The organism is Congzhengia sp. (assembly GCF_037235575.1).
Taxonomy (GTDB): Bacteria; Bacillota; Clostridia; order UBA1381; family UBA9506; genus Congzhengia; species Congzhengia minquanensis.
Genome location: NZ_JAXUNN010000028.1, coordinates 87,288 through 103,684 on the forward strand (window position 1 = coordinate 87,288; position 16,397 = coordinate 103,684).

At 46.7% G+C, this 16,397-nt stretch carries 17 protein-coding genes; 11 read left to right on the forward strand and 6 right to left on the reverse strand.

The features are described from left to right. Window positions 1-19: 19 nt before the first annotated feature. Window positions 20-2,365, reverse strand: coding sequence for a SpoIIE family protein phosphatase (locus tag WIG73_RS05795; RefSeq protein ID WP_337399662.1), 2,346 nt, complete (start codon window positions 2,363-2,365; stop codon window positions 20-22). Window positions 2,366-2,596: 231 nt separating this feature from the next. Here WIG73_RS05795 and WIG73_RS05800 point away from each other — a divergent pair, with 231 nt between their 5' ends. The 5 genes from WIG73_RS05800 (at window position 2,597) to WIG73_RS05820 (ending at window position 5,918) form a co-directional block, all read left to right on the forward strand. Further along, window positions 2,597-3,733, forward strand: a complete 1,137-nt coding sequence (locus tag WIG73_RS05800; protein WP_337399663.1) for a glycoside hydrolase family 27 protein — start codon at window positions 2,597-2,599, stop codon at window positions 3,731-3,733. Then, complete coding sequence (locus WIG73_RS05805) at window positions 3,730-3,921, forward strand: hypothetical protein (protein ID WP_177677370.1); 192 nt, start codon at window positions 3,730-3,732, stop codon at window positions 3,919-3,921. Before WIG73_RS05800 ends, WIG73_RS05805 begins: the two co-directional genes overlap by 4 nt. Before the next feature lie 119 nt (window positions 3,922-4,040). Continuing rightward, a complete protein-coding gene (locus tag WIG73_RS05810; RefSeq protein ID WP_249313724.1) occupies window positions 4,041-4,418 on the forward strand; it encodes a GntR family transcriptional regulator in 378 nt (125 codons plus the stop codon). After that, the gene (locus WIG73_RS05815; RefSeq protein WP_177677374.1) at window positions 4,411-5,112 is read left to right on the forward strand and encodes an ABC transporter ATP-binding protein; all 702 of its coding nucleotides are present in this window, start codon (window positions 4,411-4,413) and stop codon (window positions 5,110-5,112) included. The genes WIG73_RS05810 and WIG73_RS05815 overlap by 8 nt, the downstream gene beginning before the upstream one ends. Beyond that, a complete protein-coding gene (locus WIG73_RS05820; RefSeq protein ID WP_337399664.1) occupies window positions 5,106-5,918 on the forward strand; it encodes a hypothetical protein in 813 nt (270 codons plus the stop codon). The genes WIG73_RS05815 and WIG73_RS05820 overlap by 7 nt, the downstream gene beginning before the upstream one ends. Before the next feature lie 62 nt (window positions 5,919-5,980). On the opposite strand, the gene WIG73_RS05825 is transcribed toward WIG73_RS05820, so the two are convergent. Continuing rightward, window positions 5,981-6,781 (reverse strand): AraC family transcriptional regulator, encoded by an 801-nt coding sequence (locus WIG73_RS05825; protein WP_337399665.1) that lies wholly within the window; start codon window positions 6,779-6,781, stop codon window positions 5,981-5,983. A gap of 134 nt (window positions 6,782-6,915) precedes the next feature. Here WIG73_RS05825 and WIG73_RS05830 point away from each other — a divergent pair, with 134 nt between their 5' ends. From WIG73_RS05830 to WIG73_RS05855, 6 genes are read left to right on the forward strand one after another with little or no spacing between them, the layout of a single operon-like run. Next, the gene (locus WIG73_RS05830; RefSeq protein WP_337399666.1) at window positions 6,916-8,247 is read left to right on the forward strand and encodes a flavin oxidoreductase/NADH oxidase; all 1,332 of its coding nucleotides are present in this window, start codon (window positions 6,916-6,918) and stop codon (window positions 8,245-8,247) included. Between the two features lie 18 nt (window positions 8,248-8,265). Then, window positions 8,266-9,021: a 3-ketoacyl-ACP reductase gene (locus tag WIG73_RS05835; protein ID WP_337399667.1), complete on the forward strand. Its 756-nt coding sequence runs from the start codon at window positions 8,266-8,268 to the stop codon at window positions 9,019-9,021. A gap of 17 nt (window positions 9,022-9,038) precedes the next feature. After that, window positions 9,039-10,985 (forward strand): FAD-binding protein, encoded by a 1,947-nt coding sequence (locus tag WIG73_RS05840; protein WP_337399668.1) that lies wholly within the window; start codon window positions 9,039-9,041, stop codon window positions 10,983-10,985. Continuing rightward, entirely contained in the window at window positions 10,978-11,736 is a 759-nt protein-coding gene (locus tag WIG73_RS05845) for a TIM barrel protein (protein ID WP_337399669.1), read from the forward strand. The genes WIG73_RS05840 and WIG73_RS05845 overlap by 8 nt, the downstream gene beginning before the upstream one ends. Window positions 11,737-11,748: 12 nt before the next feature. Continuing rightward, the gene (locus WIG73_RS05850) at window positions 11,749-12,558 is read left to right on the forward strand and encodes a sugar phosphate isomerase/epimerase family protein (protein ID WP_337399670.1); all 810 of its coding nucleotides are present in this window, start codon (window positions 11,749-11,751) and stop codon (window positions 12,556-12,558) included. A 21-nt stretch (window positions 12,559-12,579) separates the two neighbouring features. Further along, window positions 12,580-13,545, forward strand: coding sequence for a Gfo/Idh/MocA family oxidoreductase (locus WIG73_RS05855; RefSeq protein ID WP_337399671.1), 966 nt, complete (start codon window positions 12,580-12,582; stop codon window positions 13,543-13,545). A 36-nt stretch (window positions 13,546-13,581) separates the two neighbouring features. Here WIG73_RS05855 and WIG73_RS05860 read toward each other — a convergent pair whose 3' ends face one another. Genes WIG73_RS05860 through WIG73_RS05875 form a run of 4 tightly spaced genes read right to left on the reverse strand, consistent with a single transcriptional unit; the run spans window position 13,582 to window position 16,397 of the window. Next, entirely contained in the window at window positions 13,582-14,301 is a 720-nt protein-coding gene (locus WIG73_RS05860; protein WP_337399672.1) for a PHP domain-containing protein, read from the reverse strand. Then, complete coding sequence (locus WIG73_RS05865; RefSeq protein ID WP_337399673.1) at window positions 14,298-14,624, reverse strand: DRTGG domain-containing protein; 327 nt, start codon at window positions 14,622-14,624, stop codon at window positions 14,298-14,300. The genes WIG73_RS05860 and WIG73_RS05865 overlap by 4 nt, the downstream gene beginning before the upstream one ends. Window positions 14,625-14,657: 33 nt before the next feature. Continuing rightward, window positions 14,658-15,935: a [Fe-Fe] hydrogenase large subunit C-terminal domain-containing protein gene (locus WIG73_RS05870; RefSeq protein ID WP_177679761.1), complete on the reverse strand. Its 1,278-nt coding sequence runs from the start codon at window positions 15,933-15,935 to the stop codon at window positions 14,658-14,660. Between the two features lie 36 nt (window positions 15,936-15,971). Beyond that, window positions 15,972-16,397: an ATP-binding protein gene (locus WIG73_RS05875; protein WP_177679760.1), complete on the reverse strand. Its 426-nt coding sequence runs from the start codon at window positions 16,395-16,397 to the stop codon at window positions 15,972-15,974.

Here is a 16,397-nt window from a genome sequence, read left to right on the forward strand (position 1 = left end):
AAAAGTGTTATTGTTTTTTTTACATATTTTCTGAAACTGCGCAAACAGCAACCGTCATATCATCATATGCGATCCCGTCGGTGTATGACAGGGCGGCGTTTAAAATGTTGTCCGCCAAAACCTTTGCACTGCCGGTAAAGCCTTCTGCAATATCAAAGATTTCGTTGTGGTCGGGGCTGTCTAAAACGTCTGTTATGCCGTCTGACGCCATGATGAGATAATCTCCCGATTTCATATACCGCATGTCATAGTCGGGCTCAAGTCCCTGCACCAAACCGGCAGGAAGAGACGAGGCATAAACTGTTTCGTTGCCGGAGGCGGTTTTAATATAGGAGTTTGCCGCACCGGTTTTTACGAACTCCATGGAACCGGTGTATAAATTTACAATGCACAAATCAATGGTGGCAAAGGTGTCGCGGTCGGCGTTCATCATTAGAATGTTGTTGATGAGCCTTACGCAGGTCTCCTTGTCGAATCCGGCTGAAAGCAGATTTTTGGCAAGCTGTGCGGTAATGGAGCTTTGAAAGTGGGCCTTTTCTCCGCTTCCCATGCCGTCAGACAAAATAACCGCGGTTTTTCCGTTCCCGCAGGGAAAGGATAGGGCAACGTCCCCGCTGCCGCTGGATTTATCCCGTGTGGCCGAGGCAACGGCAATGTCGGTTACAAACCGGGTCTGCTGGGAAAATTTTAAATGGCACACGTCATCGCTGCATTCCCGGTTTTCACGCAGCATAGGAACCTCCAACACCTCCGACACGGCGGCGGCCACCGTTGTTGAGCAAACTAAGTTCCGCCCGCAGCTCACTTTGTCCATGGTAACGGTGAATCCGTCGCCGGCGCTTACATTAATTTTGTTTGCTGAAATTCCGCGCCGGTCTAAGGCCGTGGCAATCTTATGCTCCAGCTCCGGCTCACAGTTCATCTGCTCGGCAAGGCTTGTCTTCATGTTTTTTAAAATCATAGAAATGTTGTTAAACTGTTCCGCCACCAACCGCTTGCTTTCCATTACCCTGCCTGCCCACATGCGGGTGATCTTATAGGCCTCATAGTTTTTGTTCAGTTCCGATACAAACGGTTCGCACCGGATGCACATGTCTGAAAATTCCTGAGGCACATCGTGCTTGCTGATGGAATTTTTCCGTTCCATTGTTTTATACATTGCGTTCATATAAGACAGGGTATCGTCCCGATTTTTGTTCCAGCAAAACTTGCATAGGGTGCACTTTTTGCAAACTGTGTCGGCGGTGTTGTCGAAAATTACCCCGTGCGTTTCGCCGTTTTGCTCCAGCAGAGAATCCAGCACATCGCGGAACACCACGCTGACAGAGTCGATGGAGTTTATGGTCTGGGTCATTTTTGTTTCCACCGCATTGCGAATGCGGTCGCCGGCAGCTGCTTCCTCTTTTGCCTTAATAGCCAAAGCGCCAAACCGGTTTAAAAACTTGTCGGGAATGAATAACAAAATCAGCGTTGCAAGGGCCACATAAGATACGGTTATAATTCCGTTGGATTCCGGGCACATGAGCATGGTGGCGGCAAAGCTGGTAACGGCAAAAGCCGCCGCCGCTCCAAATTTGCCATACCGTTTGACAAAGCCTGAGGCCAGGGCAGACAAACAGTAAATGCAAACGGTTTGCGGCGGATAAACGCTGGCAATTCCCAAACACAGGCCAAACACAACGCCGGCAGGACAGGAAACAGAAAAACCGCAGGAAACGCTCAGCGCTAAAATTACGGTAATCGCTAAAACATGGGCAAACGGAAGCATGTTATCAATCAGGGCCACGCTCAAAACCACAGTGCCGCAAAGAATTACCAGGCTAATGGTTTCTGCCGACTCGAAGATCCGCCGTCTGGGACTGGTGCGGACTAACAGCGCCGCCTTGTCAAAAGCAAAATAAGAGAGGCAGGCCCCGCCGCACTCTGCTAAAAGCAGCAGCGTGTCGTAGGCGAAAAATCCTTCGGCTATCACATAAATCATGCCGTTAATGAACAGCGCGCCTGAACAGATAAGGGCGGGAAATATTTTTTTGCCGGAAAGCTCTTTGGAAAAAATGGCGCTAATTGCGGCAATAATTAAAATTGTCCCGCCATATTTAAATGAAAATGTGGTATATCCCACAGAAAGGATACCAATCACCGCACACAACACATAGGCCGGGCGCCTGCGTTTTAAAAACACCGCCGCAAAATAAGCCACTCCAAAGGGGGATACTAAATATCCCATAAAGCATATTCTGCATAAAAGCAGCAAAAACACGTTTTCAATTATTTCCATTTTGTCGAGCTTGGAAAAAACCTCGCCGATACCGGTGTTTCGAAAGAGCGCCCCCGGCCGGGTATAAGTGTTCAGTTCATTTTTCATCTTATGTATGCTTCCAAATGTAAATTTATTTCCATTATATACCATTTAATTTGAAAAAATTGTAAATATTTGACAGCAAATAAAAGAAACTTTTCGACAAATTCCCTCTTAATTTGGAGTCAAAGGCAAAAAAGCAACATTTTGACATGTTTAATCAACATTCTTCCATTTTATATAATAGGAAACTATAATATACTGTCCTTACAGTAAACGATATAGGGAGAGATGAATATGTTGGCAAAAACACCGCCCATGGGCTGGAATTCATGGAACACCTTCGGACATAACATTAACGAAGACATTGTGCTGGAAATTGCAGACACAATAGTGGAAAAAGGCTACAAAGATGCAGGTTATGAATATGTGGTAATTGACGACTGCTGGTCTTTAAAGGAACGGAGCCGGGATGGAAAGCTCATTGCCGACCCGGAGAAATTTCCCCGCGGCATGAAATATGTGGCAGATTATGTCCATAGCAAGGGCTTAAAATTTGGAATGTATTCCTGCGCAGGAATGAAAACCTGCGGCGGATACCCCGGCAGCTATGGACATGAATATGCAGACGCAAAAACCTTTGCAGACTGGGGCGTGGACTTTTTAAAATATGATTTTTGTTATTTCCCCAAATCGGGAAATGCACAAAATGCGTATTTAACCATGAGCATGGCCCTAAAGGCCTCCGGCAGGGAAATTTTGTTTTCCGCCTGCAACTGGGGACATGGGGAGCCCTGGAACTGGATGCGCTCTGTGGGCGTGCATATGTATCGTTCCACCGGCGATATTTTCGACTCTTACAAATCGTTTTCCGATATTATTTTAAGTCAGGAGGACAACTGGAGCATGTCTGCCCCCGGGTGTTTTAACGACCCGGATATGCTCATTGTCGGCATGTATGGAAAGGGCAATGTGGGAATTGACAGCGGCTGCTCAGACACGGAATATGAGGCGCATTTTGCATACTGGTGCATGGCCGGGGCCCCGCTGATGATGGGCGGCGACATTCGGAATATGAATTCTTTCAGCGAAAAACTTCTGAAAAACCAACGGCTTATCGCCATTGACCAGGACGAGGAGGCAAGGCCGCCCTATATGGTACATTCCAATGCCATTTGGGACAACGACAGGGTTTACATTAAGCACCTTGCAAACAATCGTTTTGCTATTGCATTTTTTAACGGCCACGACACGGAGATGCATCCGGCCTTTAGCCTGCATGAAGCGGGTATTCCGTTTTATACCGGCGTAACCCTTGATTTTACCGATGCTATCACCGGGGAGCATATTGGCGTAATTGATCAGGATGCATTTTCCTGCAATGTGCCGGCTCACGGCTGCCGAGTGTTCACGGCGGAGTTTGCCGCGCGATGAGTGGGTGCTTAAAATGCGGCCGGGAGCTTACGCGAGATGAAATTGGCCTGCATAAAAAAATGGTGAACCGCGGCGCACAGTCTTTTCTGTGCATCGACTGTCTGGCCTCCTATTATCAAGTCAGCAAACAAGGATTGGAAGAAAAAATAAGGCAGTTCAAGGAAATGGGCTGCACCCTGTTTTCATAGAAAAAGCGCAGATGTAAAAATCTGCGCTTTTTTTTAAAAAAGTACTTGACAAACAAATTGTATTATAGTATTATTGTATTAAGCGATTAATACAGAAGTACAAAACAGGAGGTGATACCATGAACTGGGAATTTAACAATGACAGGCCAATCTATACACAGATTGTAGAACAAATAAAGCTGTTTATCGTGTCCGGGGAAATTGCGGCTGGGTCGAAGCTTGCCTCTGTCCGTGAGCTGGCGGCAGATGCCGAGGTGAATCCAAATACCATGCAGAAGGCCCTTTCCGAGCTGGAACGCATTGGCCTTATGCATGCCAACAGAACAAGCGGAAGATTTATAACGGAGGATAACGCCATGATTTTAAAGGTAAAACAGGAACTGGCAGAAGAAAGCATTCAGGTTTTTTTGCAGAACATGAAAAAAATCGGTTACGACAAGACGCAAACAATCTCGTTGATTGAAAAATATGATAAAGGAGAGGAAATACATGAGTGATATTATTTTAAGCTGCAATAATTTAAGCAAGTTTTATGGGCAATATCCGGCGCTTCAAAACCTGGATTTTCAGTTAAAGCGGGGGCGCATTGTGGGGCTTTTAGGTCCCAACGGAAGCGGAAAAACAACGCTGATTAAAATTGCAAACGGACTGCTTACCCCAACCAGCGGACAGCTGCTGATAAACGGAAATCGGGTGGGCATTGAGAGCAAAAAGGCGGTGTCTTATCTTTCAGACTGTGTTTGCCTGCCGGAGTGGATGCGGGTTTCAGAGCTGATTGCATTTTATAAGGATTTTTACGACAACTTTAATGCAGACAAAGCATATACCATGCTGAGAAATTTAAACATCGACGAATCGCTTCGATTGAAAACGCTGTCAAAGGGCACAAAAGAAAAGGTTCAGCTCATTTTGGTGATGAGCCGCGAGGCAGACCTGTATCTGCTGGACGAACCCATGGGCGGCGTTGACCCTGCAACCCGGGACTATATTTTAAACACCATCATATCCAATTATTCCGAAAACTCCACTGTGGTGATTTCCACCCACCTGATTTCTGATGTGGAAAAGGTTTTAGACGAGGTGCTGTTCATCAACAAAGGCGAAATTGTGCTGCAGGACATGGTGGACCATATCCGCGACGAGCAGGGAAAAAGTGTGGACACTTTATTCCGGGAGGTATTCAAATGTTAGGGAAATTATTAAAATATGAATTAAAGGCCAGCGGCAGAATGCTGCTTCCCATTTACGGCGCTGTGCTGGTGATGGGCATTATTTCATCGCTGTTTTTAAGAACGGCGCCAGACATGAACTGGGATAATACAATTATGACCGTTCTCACAATGGTTTCCATTATCCTGTTCTTCGGGCTGATTTTTGCGGCCCTTTGCCTGAGCCTGGTTGTTTCCATTCTGCGGTTTAAAAAGAACCTTTTGGGCGAAGAGGGATATTTAATGAACACTCTGCCGGTTTCTACCTGGCAAAATATTGTTGCAAAGGCGATAGTCGCAGTGCTTTACCAGATTATTAGCCTCATTGTGGCAGTGTTTGCAGGATTTTCGTTCACAATGGTGGGAGCCAACGTGTCTTTCGTAGAGATTTTTGGTTCTGTGATTGACGCATTTCGCGAGATTTTAAGCCAAATGGGCGGTGTTTTCTGGCTATACGCAGTGGAAATTTTGGTAATTATGCTCATTAGCACGTTTGGCTCTAACATGATGATTTACGCCTCCATGAGCGTGGGACATTCTATGAATTCCCACAAGGTGGTATCATCGGTTGCGGTATTTCTGGGATTTTACATCGTCAGCCAAATCATCAATTCATTTTTACTGGCAGGCGGAGCATACTTTTACGCCCTTGCGGGATCCTATTCCCTCAGTGAGCTATACCGTCCCCAGCCGGCTATTTTGGCGATATTAGTGTTAGAAATTGCCTATCTCACGGCATATTTCTTTATTACAAAATATTTCTTAAAACGCAGGCTGAACCTGCAATAAATAAAAAATGCACTCCATCCAAAAGGCATGGGGCGCAGGCAATTTTGCCTGCGCCCTGTGCTTTATTTATTTAAGCGGAAATCTTTTGGCAGTAATTGATAAACGCTTTTAAAACTTTTAATAAAATTGCTGTGATTGGAAAAACCGGCCTTTTCAGCGATTTGTGAAACCGGCAAATCTGTGTTTAACAGCATAAGCGAGGCCTGTTTTAGCCGGACTGACATTAAATATTGTTTGGGGCTTAAGCCGGTGAGCGCTTTAAATTTATGAGAAAGATAAAAATTGCTGATGAAAAATTCTTTGCTCAAAGCGTCAATTTTAATATCTTCATAAAAGTGCTGGTCGATAAACTGCTGAATTTTAAAAATTTTATCTTCTGCGGGAGAGTGCGAACCGGCAAAACGCTCCGGGTTGTGCTTTCGTATGAGTGCCAAAAGCTCCATAATGCAGGCGAGCACCAAATCGTTTGCATATTCATCGCCGGTGTTATAAGAAATGATGTTTTGAAAAATGCGGACTGCGGCGTTTTGAAATGGGGTAATATCAAAAACATGAACAAAATTTTGAGGATGGTTTTTTAAAATAGACAGCAGGCGGGCGTCCTGCAAACAGGCATCGGTGGTTGGGACATGAAGGGTTACGCAAAACCGCTTATATGATGGATGCAGCTGCTTCACGGAATGTTGTTCCAAGTTGCTGATAAAAATAAGGTTGTTTTTACTCACCGTATATTCCATGCCGTTAATCGTAACTTGTGCAGCGCCGTCTAAAACGCAAATCAGCTCATATTCGTTATGAAAGTGAATTTCCTTGTGGTAGCTGACGGTATCGTCAAAGTAGGAGGATATCACAATGTTTTGCATTATAAAACAATCCTTTCAAAAAAAGCAAATTTTACTGAATTTTAAGCAAAATATATGATTGCACTTCTAAATTTGATGTGCTATGATTATAGCATCAAAAATAAAACTTGTCAACTGTTTGGAGTGAACGCAAGTTGAAATATGAACCATTTCATTATTCAAGTTTAAAGGAACTGAAAGCAAAATTTGATGAATATTCCCTTCCGTTTTATGCACAGGAGAATACAGATATTTTGTTTGAAAAGGTGAAAACGGGCAGTTGGGAGCTGAAAAACAGATTTGTTATTCAGCCCATGGAGGGGTGCGACGGAACGGCCGCAGGCGAACCGGGCGAACTGACAAAGCGGCGATATCACAGGTTTGCCGAAAGCGGGGCGGCCCTTATTTGGATGGAAGCCGTTTCTGTTGCAGCCGAAGGCAGGGCGAATCCGCGGCAGCTTTACATCTGCGGCAAAACGGCGGACTCCTTTAAACGGCTTACAGAGTCTGTGAAAGAAATCTGCATGAAGCAAAACGGGTTTGAACCTATGGTAATTCTGCAGGCCACACACTCTGGCCGGCAGTCGAAACCTGGCGGCAGCCCCGCCCCGGTGATTGCATACCATAACCCGGTTTTTGAAAAGGAACATCTGCTGAATCATGATTGCATCATTTCAGATGATGCTTTAAAAAAGTTAGAAGAGCGTTTCGGATATGCGGCACATTTGGCGCAGATGGCCGGATTTGACGGGGTGGACATAAAATGCTGCCACGGATATCTGGCAAACGAGCTGCTTTCTGCATTTTCCCGCCCTGGCGCCTATGGCGGCAGTTTTGAAAACCGCACCAGATTTATTAGAAACTGCATAGCAAACGCAAACGCGGCGGTTACAGGAAATTTCATGGTGACATCTCGGCTGGGCGTGTATGACGGTTTCCCTTACCCCTATGGGTTTGGTGTAAAAGAGGGCGAGGGCACAAAGGTTTGTGCAGACGAGGCCGTGCAGCTTGTGGGAATTCTGCACAATCAGCTGGGCGTAAATATCATAAATATCACTACGGGAAACCCCTATGTAAACCCACATGTAAACAGGCCGTATGACAGCGGAGGCTATATCCCTGATGAACATCCTTTCGTTGGCGTTTCAAGAATAATCGCCTGTGCCGGGCAGATTCAAAAGGCATATCCGAAAATGGCCGTTGTCAGCTCGGGATATTCATACTTGCGCCACCTTGCGCCCTTTGCTGCCGCAGGGGCAATAGAAAACGGCCTGTGCACCATGGCAGGCTTTGGCAGAACAGCCTTTGCCTATCCGCAGTTTATTGCGGATTTAAAGAAAAACCGAAAGATGGATCCCAAAAAATGCTGTATCACCTGCAGTAAATGCACCCAGCTGATGCGGATGGGAACAGTTTCCGGCTGTGCCGTACGCGACCGGGAAGTCTATTTGAAATTGTATCAAAAAGCGTGCAGCGCAGAGAAATAAAACAAGGGAGGTAGATTCATGCAAACTGCAATTATTACAGGATCTGCAAGCGGCATTGGAAATGCTGCCGCCTGCCTGTTTTTGGCAAAGGGATGGCGGGTAGTGGGGGCGGACCGGAGAGAAAGAGAAACGATTGTGCAAATGAAACAGCAATTTGCAAATTTTATTCATGTTCAGGCCGATATTTCAGACGAAGACGGCAGACGGCACATTTTAAAAGCAGCGGAGGCCGGCGAAAATGTTGTTAAAGCGCTGGTAAACGCGGCTGGAGTTGCTCCCAAAAACCGCTGCGACATTTTGGAGATGACAGAAGAAAGTTATGATTTTGTAATGAATATTAATACAAAAGGCACCTTTTTCTTAACGCAGCTGGTTGCAAACCATATGATTCAAAATGCTGGCTCTGCCGACGAGGCAAACGGAGCAATTGTCAACATATCCTCGCTGTCCGCCTATACAAGCTCAACAAGCCGCGGTGAATATTGCATTTCAAAGGCCGGGGTATCCATGATAACCAAACTATTTGCAGACCGCTTAGCGGAATTTAACATAACGGTGAATGAAATTCGACCGGGAATTATTGCAACCAACATGACAAAACCGGTAACAAATAAATATGATGCACAAATTAAAAGCGGCCTTCTTCCTCTGGCCCGGTGGGGCCGGCCTGAGGACGTTGCAAAAGCAGTGTATGCTTTGACAGACGGGAGCTTCCCCTACACAACGGGGCAGTCGATTGACGTTGACGGCGGGTTTCACATCAGGCGTCTTTAACCGAAGGAGGGATGAAGGTGCAGCGCGGACAGATTGAATTTTCAGGCAAACTGCTTACGTTGTATTCGGTTGATACACTCATTGTTGGCAGCGGCTGCGCAGGATTAAACGCTGCAGACAGTCTTTTCGATTTTGGCCATCAAGACATTGCGCTGGTGACCGAGGGAATAAACATGGGAACTTCACGAAACACGGGAAGCGATAAGCAAACCTACTACAAACTGTCGTTGGTGTCGGGCGAGAGCGATTCTGTGTCAGAACTGGCGCAGACGCTGTTTTCCGGCGGGGGTGTTAACGGCGATACCGCCCTGGCCGAGGCGGCCTGTTCGGTGCGGTCGTTTATGAAGCTGGTGAACCTGGGGGTTCCGTTTCCCACAAACCGCTATGGCGAATATGTAGGTTATACTACTGACCACGACAACAGAAAACGTGCCACCTCCGCCGGCCCGCTGACGTCAAAATTTATGACTGAGTGCTTAGAGCAGTCGGTGCGCAGAAAGCAAATTGAAATTCTGGACGAAACCATTGTTTTTAAACTGCTGGTAGAGGATGGTGCGGTGAGCGGTGCAGCAGGATTTGATAAAAAGAAAAATGAGTTTGTAATGTTTCGCTGTAACAACATTGTGCTTGCAACCGGCGGGCATTGTCAAATTTATAAAAACACCGTTTATCCGCCGGGACAGACTGGAATGACGGGAATGGCCCTGGAAGCCGGTGCCGAAGGCGCAAATTTGCAGGAGTGGCAATATGGAATTGCGTCTGTTGATTTTAAGTGGAATCTCTCCGGCACCTACCAGCAGGTGATGCCTCGTTATATTTCAGTGGACGAATACGGAACAAAGCGGGAATTTTTGCCCGGCTATTTGAAATCCGTGGCCGACAGCGTAAATTTTGTGTTTTTGAAAGGATATCAGTGGCCCTTTGACACCGAGAAAATTTGTGGTTCCAGCGTAATTGATTTCATTGTTTATAACGAAACGGTAAATAAAAACAGAACCGTTTATTTAGATTTTACATGTGAGCCAACCGCCCTTTTAAACGGATTTGGCGATTTGTCCCAAGAGGCATATACCTATTTAAAAAATTCCGACGCGCTGATTAAAACCCCCATTCACAGGCTTTTAAAAATGAACCGCCAAGCTGTTGAGCTTTTTTATCGTCACGGCATAGATCTTAGCCGTGAGCCACTGAAAATAACGGTGGCCGCACAGCATACAAACGGCGGCCTTGCCGTTGACGAAAATTGGGAAACGAACATCAAAGGGCTTTATGCCGTGGGGGAGGCCGCCGGTACTTTTGGGACTTACCGGCCGGGCGGCACAGCGCTGAATGCAGCACAGGTTGGGGCGCTGCGCGCGGCGGAACATATTGCATATGCTAAAGAAACAAGAGATTTGAAAGCCACGGAAGCGTATAAGCAAATTGCAATGGAGCAGGGGATGGATGACTTTTTCAGGCTGACCGCTGCAAATTCCGGCAGAGGACATGCTGGCTTTAAAAAAACGTATGAAGCGTTACAGGCGGAAATGAGCAGATGTGCTTCTATGATACGAAACATGATTGAGATGGAACGCCTGAAAGAAGCGGTATCCTCAGAGCTTTGCAGGTTTTGGCAGGCGGCGGAAGGCGTTTCTGCTGACGATATACCTGCGTGTTTAAAATACCGGGATATGCTGATTACCCAAACGGCGGTGTTGGACGCAATGATTTTTTCGGGCAAAAAAATGGGCAGCAGGGGCGGCGCACTTGTTTTAAAAGACAGCAAAACTTTTTGGAGCGCAGCAGATATTTTGCATCTGGCCCCAAAAAGCAGCAACGCCTTTTGTGACAAAATTATATATACAACATACCGGCAAGCAGGGGCAGACAGCCGCATGGAAGATGTTCGCCCCATTCCTAAAAGTGACAATTGGTTTGAAACGGTTTGGAACGAATTTTTAGAGAGGAGAGGGAAACATGCTTAAATCAGGCTTGGTGTCTGTTTCGTTTCGGGGTCTTGCGCCGGAAGAAGTTGCAAAAGTAGCAGTTGCGTCACAGTTGGAAGGAATTGAGTGGGGAGGCGATGTTCATGTGCCCCCGGGCGATTTAGAGCGTGCAAAGCAGGTGCGGGCAATCACAGAGCGGGCGGGTCTTAAAACCTTTGCCTACGGCTCTTATTACCGGGCGGGGGAAAATGAAAATCCAAAACAGGATTTTTTGCCCTACTTGCAGGCGGCAGAAGTTCTGGGAGCGCCGAGCATTCGTGTTTGGGCAGGCACGAAATGGTCCTGGCGGGCGGACGAGTCCTATGTGAAAAGGGTGGTGGAGGACACAAAAATCATTTGTGATATGGCAAAAGAGCGGCACATGAAAATTTGCTATGAATATCACGGCTGGACGCTGACAGATAACCGGTTCAGTGCGGTCGATACCGTAAAACTGGCAGAACGGGATAATCTGTATCTTTATTGGCAGCCGAACTTTACATTAACAGAAGAAGAAAACCGGCTGGCCTTAAAAATGGTGCTGCCGTATCTTGACCATGTGCATGTGTTTTATTGGGATGCAAACGAAGCCAGGTTTCCACTAAGTCAGGGGCAAACGCTTTGGAAAAGCTTTATAGACATGATAAAAAAAGACGGGAAAAACCACGGCCTCATGTTAGAATTTTTAAAAGATGACAGCACACAGCAGTGCATAAATGACGCTTTGACGTTAAATTCATTATTAATTTAGGAGGAATGAAAGATGAAATTTGTGGGGCACACAATGGGAACGCCGAATTTAACGGTGGCAGAAGCAATAAAGCTTTATCAAACAATTGGTCTTGACGGCATTGAAATCGTCGCCCAGGAGGGTGGAGCGTTTTCAATTGACGACCCGGCAGACAAGATTGAAACCATTTTAAGCGAAGCAAAGAAATTACCAGACGGAGTGGTAACGCTTACGCCTTACTATTGGGACATTAACAACATTGACCCAAAAATTGCAGAAGAAAACATTTGCGGCATGAAAAGGGCCATTGACCTTGCAAAAAAAATGGGTGCAGGCTTTGTGCGGGCTTATGGCGGAAAAGAGGAGGCCGGCGGCACCTGGGAAGAAAACTGGAAAAATGCGGTGGCGGCTATGAAAGAAATCGGCAGATATGCCAGCGGCACAGGCGTTACCGTTTTGGTAGAAAACCATCCAGGAACGGTGACCAGAACAGGCGAAAATACTTATAAGCTGATTAACGAAGCTGGATTTGACAGTGTAAAGGCGCTGTATGACCCGGCGAACGTTCTTCATGACACAGAAGAAGACTGGAAGTATACCTTTGAGGTTCAGAAAGACATCATCAGATATGTGCATGTTAAGGATTATTATATGGAAGGCACGGAGCGGAAAGCCTGCGTAGTAGGCAAGGGAATTGTTCCTTGGAGTGAAATTATGAAACTGCTTTCGGGCTATCGGGGCTATTTGTCTTTTGAATATGAAAAACGCTGGTATCCTGACCAGCTGCCCGATGCGGAAACAGGCGTAAAAGAATGTGTTAATTATATAAAAAGCTTATTGTAAAAAGCGGATTGGAGAATTGATATGTTAAACGTGGGAATTATAGGCTGCGGCGGAATTGGACGGCTGCATGCCAACGCTTATTCCAAAGTAAAGGATGCAAACCTCTGTGCGCTGATTGATACGGATATTGGCCGGGCGGAATCGCTGGCGGCGGAATTTGGTGGAACGGCTTATCTATCAATTGATGACGTGCGGGAAAAGCTGGACCTTGTAAGCGTGGTCACACCGCCTGCAGCGCATTTTGATATTGTGATGGATTTGCTGGACAGAGGCATTGCAGTTTTTTGTGAAAAACCGCTGACCATGGATGTTTCACAGGCAAAAGCAATTGAGAAGAGAAGCAATGAAACAAAAATTCCGGTGGGAATTGGATTTAAAATGCGCTATGAGCCGATTTTTCAGAGAGCGAAAGAGCTTGTACCCGAACTGGGGAAAATTTTTGCCGTATCGGCAGTGAAAAACCAACCCTTTGACGACGATCCCAACAGACAGTGGATTAAAAAAACAGGCTGCATGTATGAACTTTCTGTTCATGATTATGATTTAATTCATTGGATTTTAAACACCGAGCCGGCCGCAGTTCGGGCGGAGCTGGATTATTCCTTGGGCTGGGAACGGGAAAATCAGGCCTATCTCACTGTGGATTATTTCGGCGGCATAAAGGGGCAGCTCATGAGCTCTTATTCGACCGGTACTGTGTGGACAGGATATGATTTAGCCTTAAGCTTTGTTGGAGAAAACGGCTACATGAGAATTGAACGGCCTGACAGAATTGTTATGAACACAAAAGGCTACCGTGTTGAAACCGTTGAGCCTCTCGGCGGCATGGACGTGTTTGTAGTGCAAATGCAAAGTTTTATTCACAAGGTATTAAAAAAAGAACCCTATTTTCCAAACGCAGCAGACGGTGCTTTGAACACCATTTTAGTGGAGGCAGCGAACCGGGCTCACAGGGAAAAGAAAAAGGTGTTATTAAACGACATGTAAACAAAGGACCGCGATAACCGCGGTCCTTTGTTTTATTTAATCAAGGGGAGATGAAAGCTTTTTAATCAACGCTGCCGCTGTTGGCTCTTCAAGGTCAATGGGGTTTTGGGTTTCATAAAACGAGTCAAGGTAGTGAGAGTCGGAGCTGGTAATGATTCGATACTTCGAAAGGAAGGGAAACTTTAAAAGGGCTTCCTCTTTCGATGTATTTTTTGAAAGCTCCACGGTGGTAAAGCCCAAATCCTCCGGCACGGTTCCCAAATTGGAAATTACGCTGTAGGCGGTTTTATCCACATGGGCGGGAACAACAACCGCGCCAAAACTTCGCGCCGCCGGCGCCGCGTCGTAAATAGAGCAGGACGCGGCCGTGACCAACAGCAGCTCTTCTGTTCCCGTGAGTTCGTCCTTTTCGTTTAAATAAAGCTGGTCGCCAAAAATCTTCGGCTTATTTTTAATTGGCAGGCGATAGCGGTCCAGCCAGCTGTTAAAGCCCGCTGCCTTTTCCAATGTGGGAAACAGGCAGACGAAATGGGCCTCCTCCGCCGTTTCAAGCTCCATTCCCGGCACAACGGTAATTGGCAGGTTTTCTGCAGCTTTCATGGCGGCCGCAACGTTTCCAATGCTGTTGTGGTCGGTTATGGCAATGATGTTTAAGCCGCACAGCACCGCCATGTTTACAATGTTGTTGGGCGTCATGTCGTTGTCGCCGCAGGGAGAGAGGGCGGAATGAAGATGTAAATCGCAAAAACAGGTCATATTAAATTACAAATTTTACAGGCCAGCTCATATGCGGTGTCCGACGATTTCAAAACCGTTACGTCCTGCATCTTTGCCTTTTCTATCGTGTCCTTGTCAGGTTCCATGCCCTCTACAACAACAATGCAGGCGGCGCCTGTCAGAACCGCAACCGCATCGATATTCACATTGGTCTGCACCGTCAGCCAAACGTCGCCCTCGTTTGCCCGGGACATCACAACGCTCAGCATATCGCCGATATAACATCCGGCGGCTTCTTTGTCCGTATCTCCCATGTTTGCGGCCTCAAGCCCAAGCTTTTCTTTTAATTCGCTAACCAGCATACGCGCACTCCTTCCTTTTCGCTACAAATTATGTTATTCCTTTTGTGTCAGTTTTGAAAACCGCTCCCGCATTTTATAAATGCAGTCGGTTTCCTCCGCCACGCCACGAACTATGTCCTCTGCCAGGCACTTGCAGGTGGGCGCACCGCAGGAGCCGCAGTCTGTCTGCGGAAGCCGTGCATAAATCATTTCAATCTGCTCCAGCTTCTGCATGGCTATGGAAAAGTCCTCATCTAAATGAAGAATATCCCGATACAGCACCGGTTTGTTCCAGTCAAGCTCTTCCTCACATACAGAAACCGGTGTTCTTGGAATATTTTTCCTGCCCTGCGCCTTTGCAATTTCCACAACACGCATTTTAGCAACATACCCATTTTCAACGGTAAGCGGGCCGCTGACACAGCCGCCGTTGCAGGAAAGCGCTTCTATAAAATCAATGTCTAACGTTTCGTCGTCTTCAATTTCTTCCAAAAGTGATATAATGCTGTCAATTCCGTCTACAGACAGACACCGCCCTTTGCCCAGCGCCTTAATTTCGCCGCCGATGCGCGCCCAGCTAATGCCTTCTAACGAGGAGTTGCTTAAAGGTTTCACCTCTGTCAGCTTTCCTAAAACCGGCAAAAGACGCATATACACTTCTTTAATTGACAGCACGCCGCTGATGGGCGATTCTACTAGGCCTATGGGATTGTGCACCGTGGTGGCTTTGGCCGCACAGGGGGAAATGAAAAATATGCCAATGTCTTCCGGTGCAATGCCGGTTTTTAAAGCCGCTTCACGCCGGGCGGCAATGGCTGCCGCTTCAACGGGGGCAATCACAGGCAGGATATGGGAAATCAGGTTGGGAAACCGCACCGTAATCAACCGCAGCACTGCCGGGCAGGCCGAATTAATAATGGGCTTTTCCAGCTTTCCCTCCTCCAGCAGTTTTTTGGTGTAATCGGTAACAGCCTCCGTTGCCTTAGCCGTTTCATAAACGTCGTCAAATCCAATGTGCAAAAGGCCGTTTAACACATAATTAATATCCCTCAGATTATTAAACTGCCCATACAGCGTAGGGGCAGGAACGGCAATGTTATATTTAAATTTATCCAGCTCAGCAAATGTGTCCATCACCGCCTGTTTGGCATGGTATGGGCAAACCTGAATGCATTCGCCGCAGTCGATACACAGTTCTTTTATAATTTTTGCTTTGCCGTCGCGTATCCGGATTGCTTCGGTGGGACACCGCTTCAGGCACGCAGTACAGCCTTTGCATCTGCTTTCGTCCAGGGTGACGGAATGATACAGCTGGTCATTGCTAAAACCCATGAATGACACCTCCAATGTTTTAAATCGGTGCTTTCGTTATGCAATATAAATCACAATCTCAACGGTGGTGCCCTCCCCCAAACGGGAGGTAATGTTGAGCTCGTCGGAATATTTTTTCATGTTGGGAAGGCCCATGCCTGCGCCGAAGCCCAGCTCTCTGGCCTCGTCAGTAGCTGTGGAGAAGCCCTCCTGCATGGCCTGGTCAATATCGCGGATTCCCGGGCCGTGGTCTGTAAACGTAATAATGAGCTTATCGGTGGTGATTTCAACATCCGCTGCGCCGCCTTTGCCGTGAATTACGGTGTTAATTTCCCCTTCATACATGGAAATTGCGGCTTTCCGGATAATATCCGGTGCAACGCCAAGCTGTTTTAGAACCTTTTTTATATTGCTGGAAGCCTGGCCGGCAATGGTAAAATCAGAACCGTTAATGTCGTAGTGAAGCTTCAGGTTCTGGGACAT

What these genes read in the sequence shown, in the direction of transcription:
- WIG73_RS05795 (WP_337399662.1), bottom strand. Translation starts at nt 2,365, where the DNA reads ATGAAAAATGAACTGAACACTTATACCCGGCCGGGGGCGCTCTTTCGA.
- WIG73_RS05800 (WP_337399663.1), top strand. Translation starts at nt 2,597, where the DNA reads ATGTTGGCAAAAACACCGCCCATGGGCTGGAATTCATGGAACACCTTC.
- WIG73_RS05805 (WP_177677370.1), top strand. Translation starts at nt 3,730, where the DNA reads ATGAGTGGGTGCTTAAAATGCGGCCGGGAGCTTACGCGAGATGAAATT.
- WIG73_RS05810 (WP_249313724.1), top strand. Translation starts at nt 4,041, where the DNA reads ATGAACTGGGAATTTAACAATGACAGGCCAATCTATACACAGATTGTA.
- WIG73_RS05815 (WP_177677374.1), top strand. Translation starts at nt 4,411, where the DNA reads ATGAGTGATATTATTTTAAGCTGCAATAATTTAAGCAAGTTTTATGGG.
- WIG73_RS05820 (WP_337399664.1), top strand. Translation starts at nt 5,106, where the DNA reads ATGTTAGGGAAATTATTAAAATATGAATTAAAGGCCAGCGGCAGAATG.
- WIG73_RS05825 (WP_337399665.1), bottom strand. Translation starts at nt 6,781, where the DNA reads ATGCAAAACATTGTGATATCCTCCTACTTTGACGATACCGTCAGCTAC.
- WIG73_RS05835 (WP_337399667.1), top strand. Translation starts at nt 8,266, where the DNA reads ATGCAAACTGCAATTATTACAGGATCTGCAAGCGGCATTGGAAATGCT.
- WIG73_RS05845 (WP_337399669.1), top strand. Translation starts at nt 10,978, where the DNA reads ATGCTTAAATCAGGCTTGGTGTCTGTTTCGTTTCGGGGTCTTGCGCCG.
- WIG73_RS05850 (WP_337399670.1), top strand. Translation starts at nt 11,749, where the DNA reads ATGAAATTTGTGGGGCACACAATGGGAACGCCGAATTTAACGGTGGCA.
- WIG73_RS05855 (WP_337399671.1), top strand. Translation starts at nt 12,580, where the DNA reads ATGTTAAACGTGGGAATTATAGGCTGCGGCGGAATTGGACGGCTGCAT.
- WIG73_RS05860 (WP_337399672.1), bottom strand. Translation starts at nt 14,301, where the DNA reads ATGACCTGTTTTTGCGATTTACATCTTCATTCCGCCCTCTCTCCCTGC.
- WIG73_RS05865 (WP_337399673.1), bottom strand. Translation starts at nt 14,624, where the DNA reads ATGCTGGTTAGCGAATTAAAAGAAAAGCTTGGGCTTGAGGCCGCAAAC.
- WIG73_RS05870 (WP_177679761.1), bottom strand. Translation starts at nt 15,935, where the DNA reads ATGGGTTTTAGCAATGACCAGCTGTATCATTCCGTCACCCTGGACGAA.
- WIG73_RS05875 (WP_177679760.1), bottom strand. Translation starts at nt 16,397, where the DNA reads ATGTCCCAGAACCTGAAGCTTCACTACGACATTAACGGTTCTGATTTT.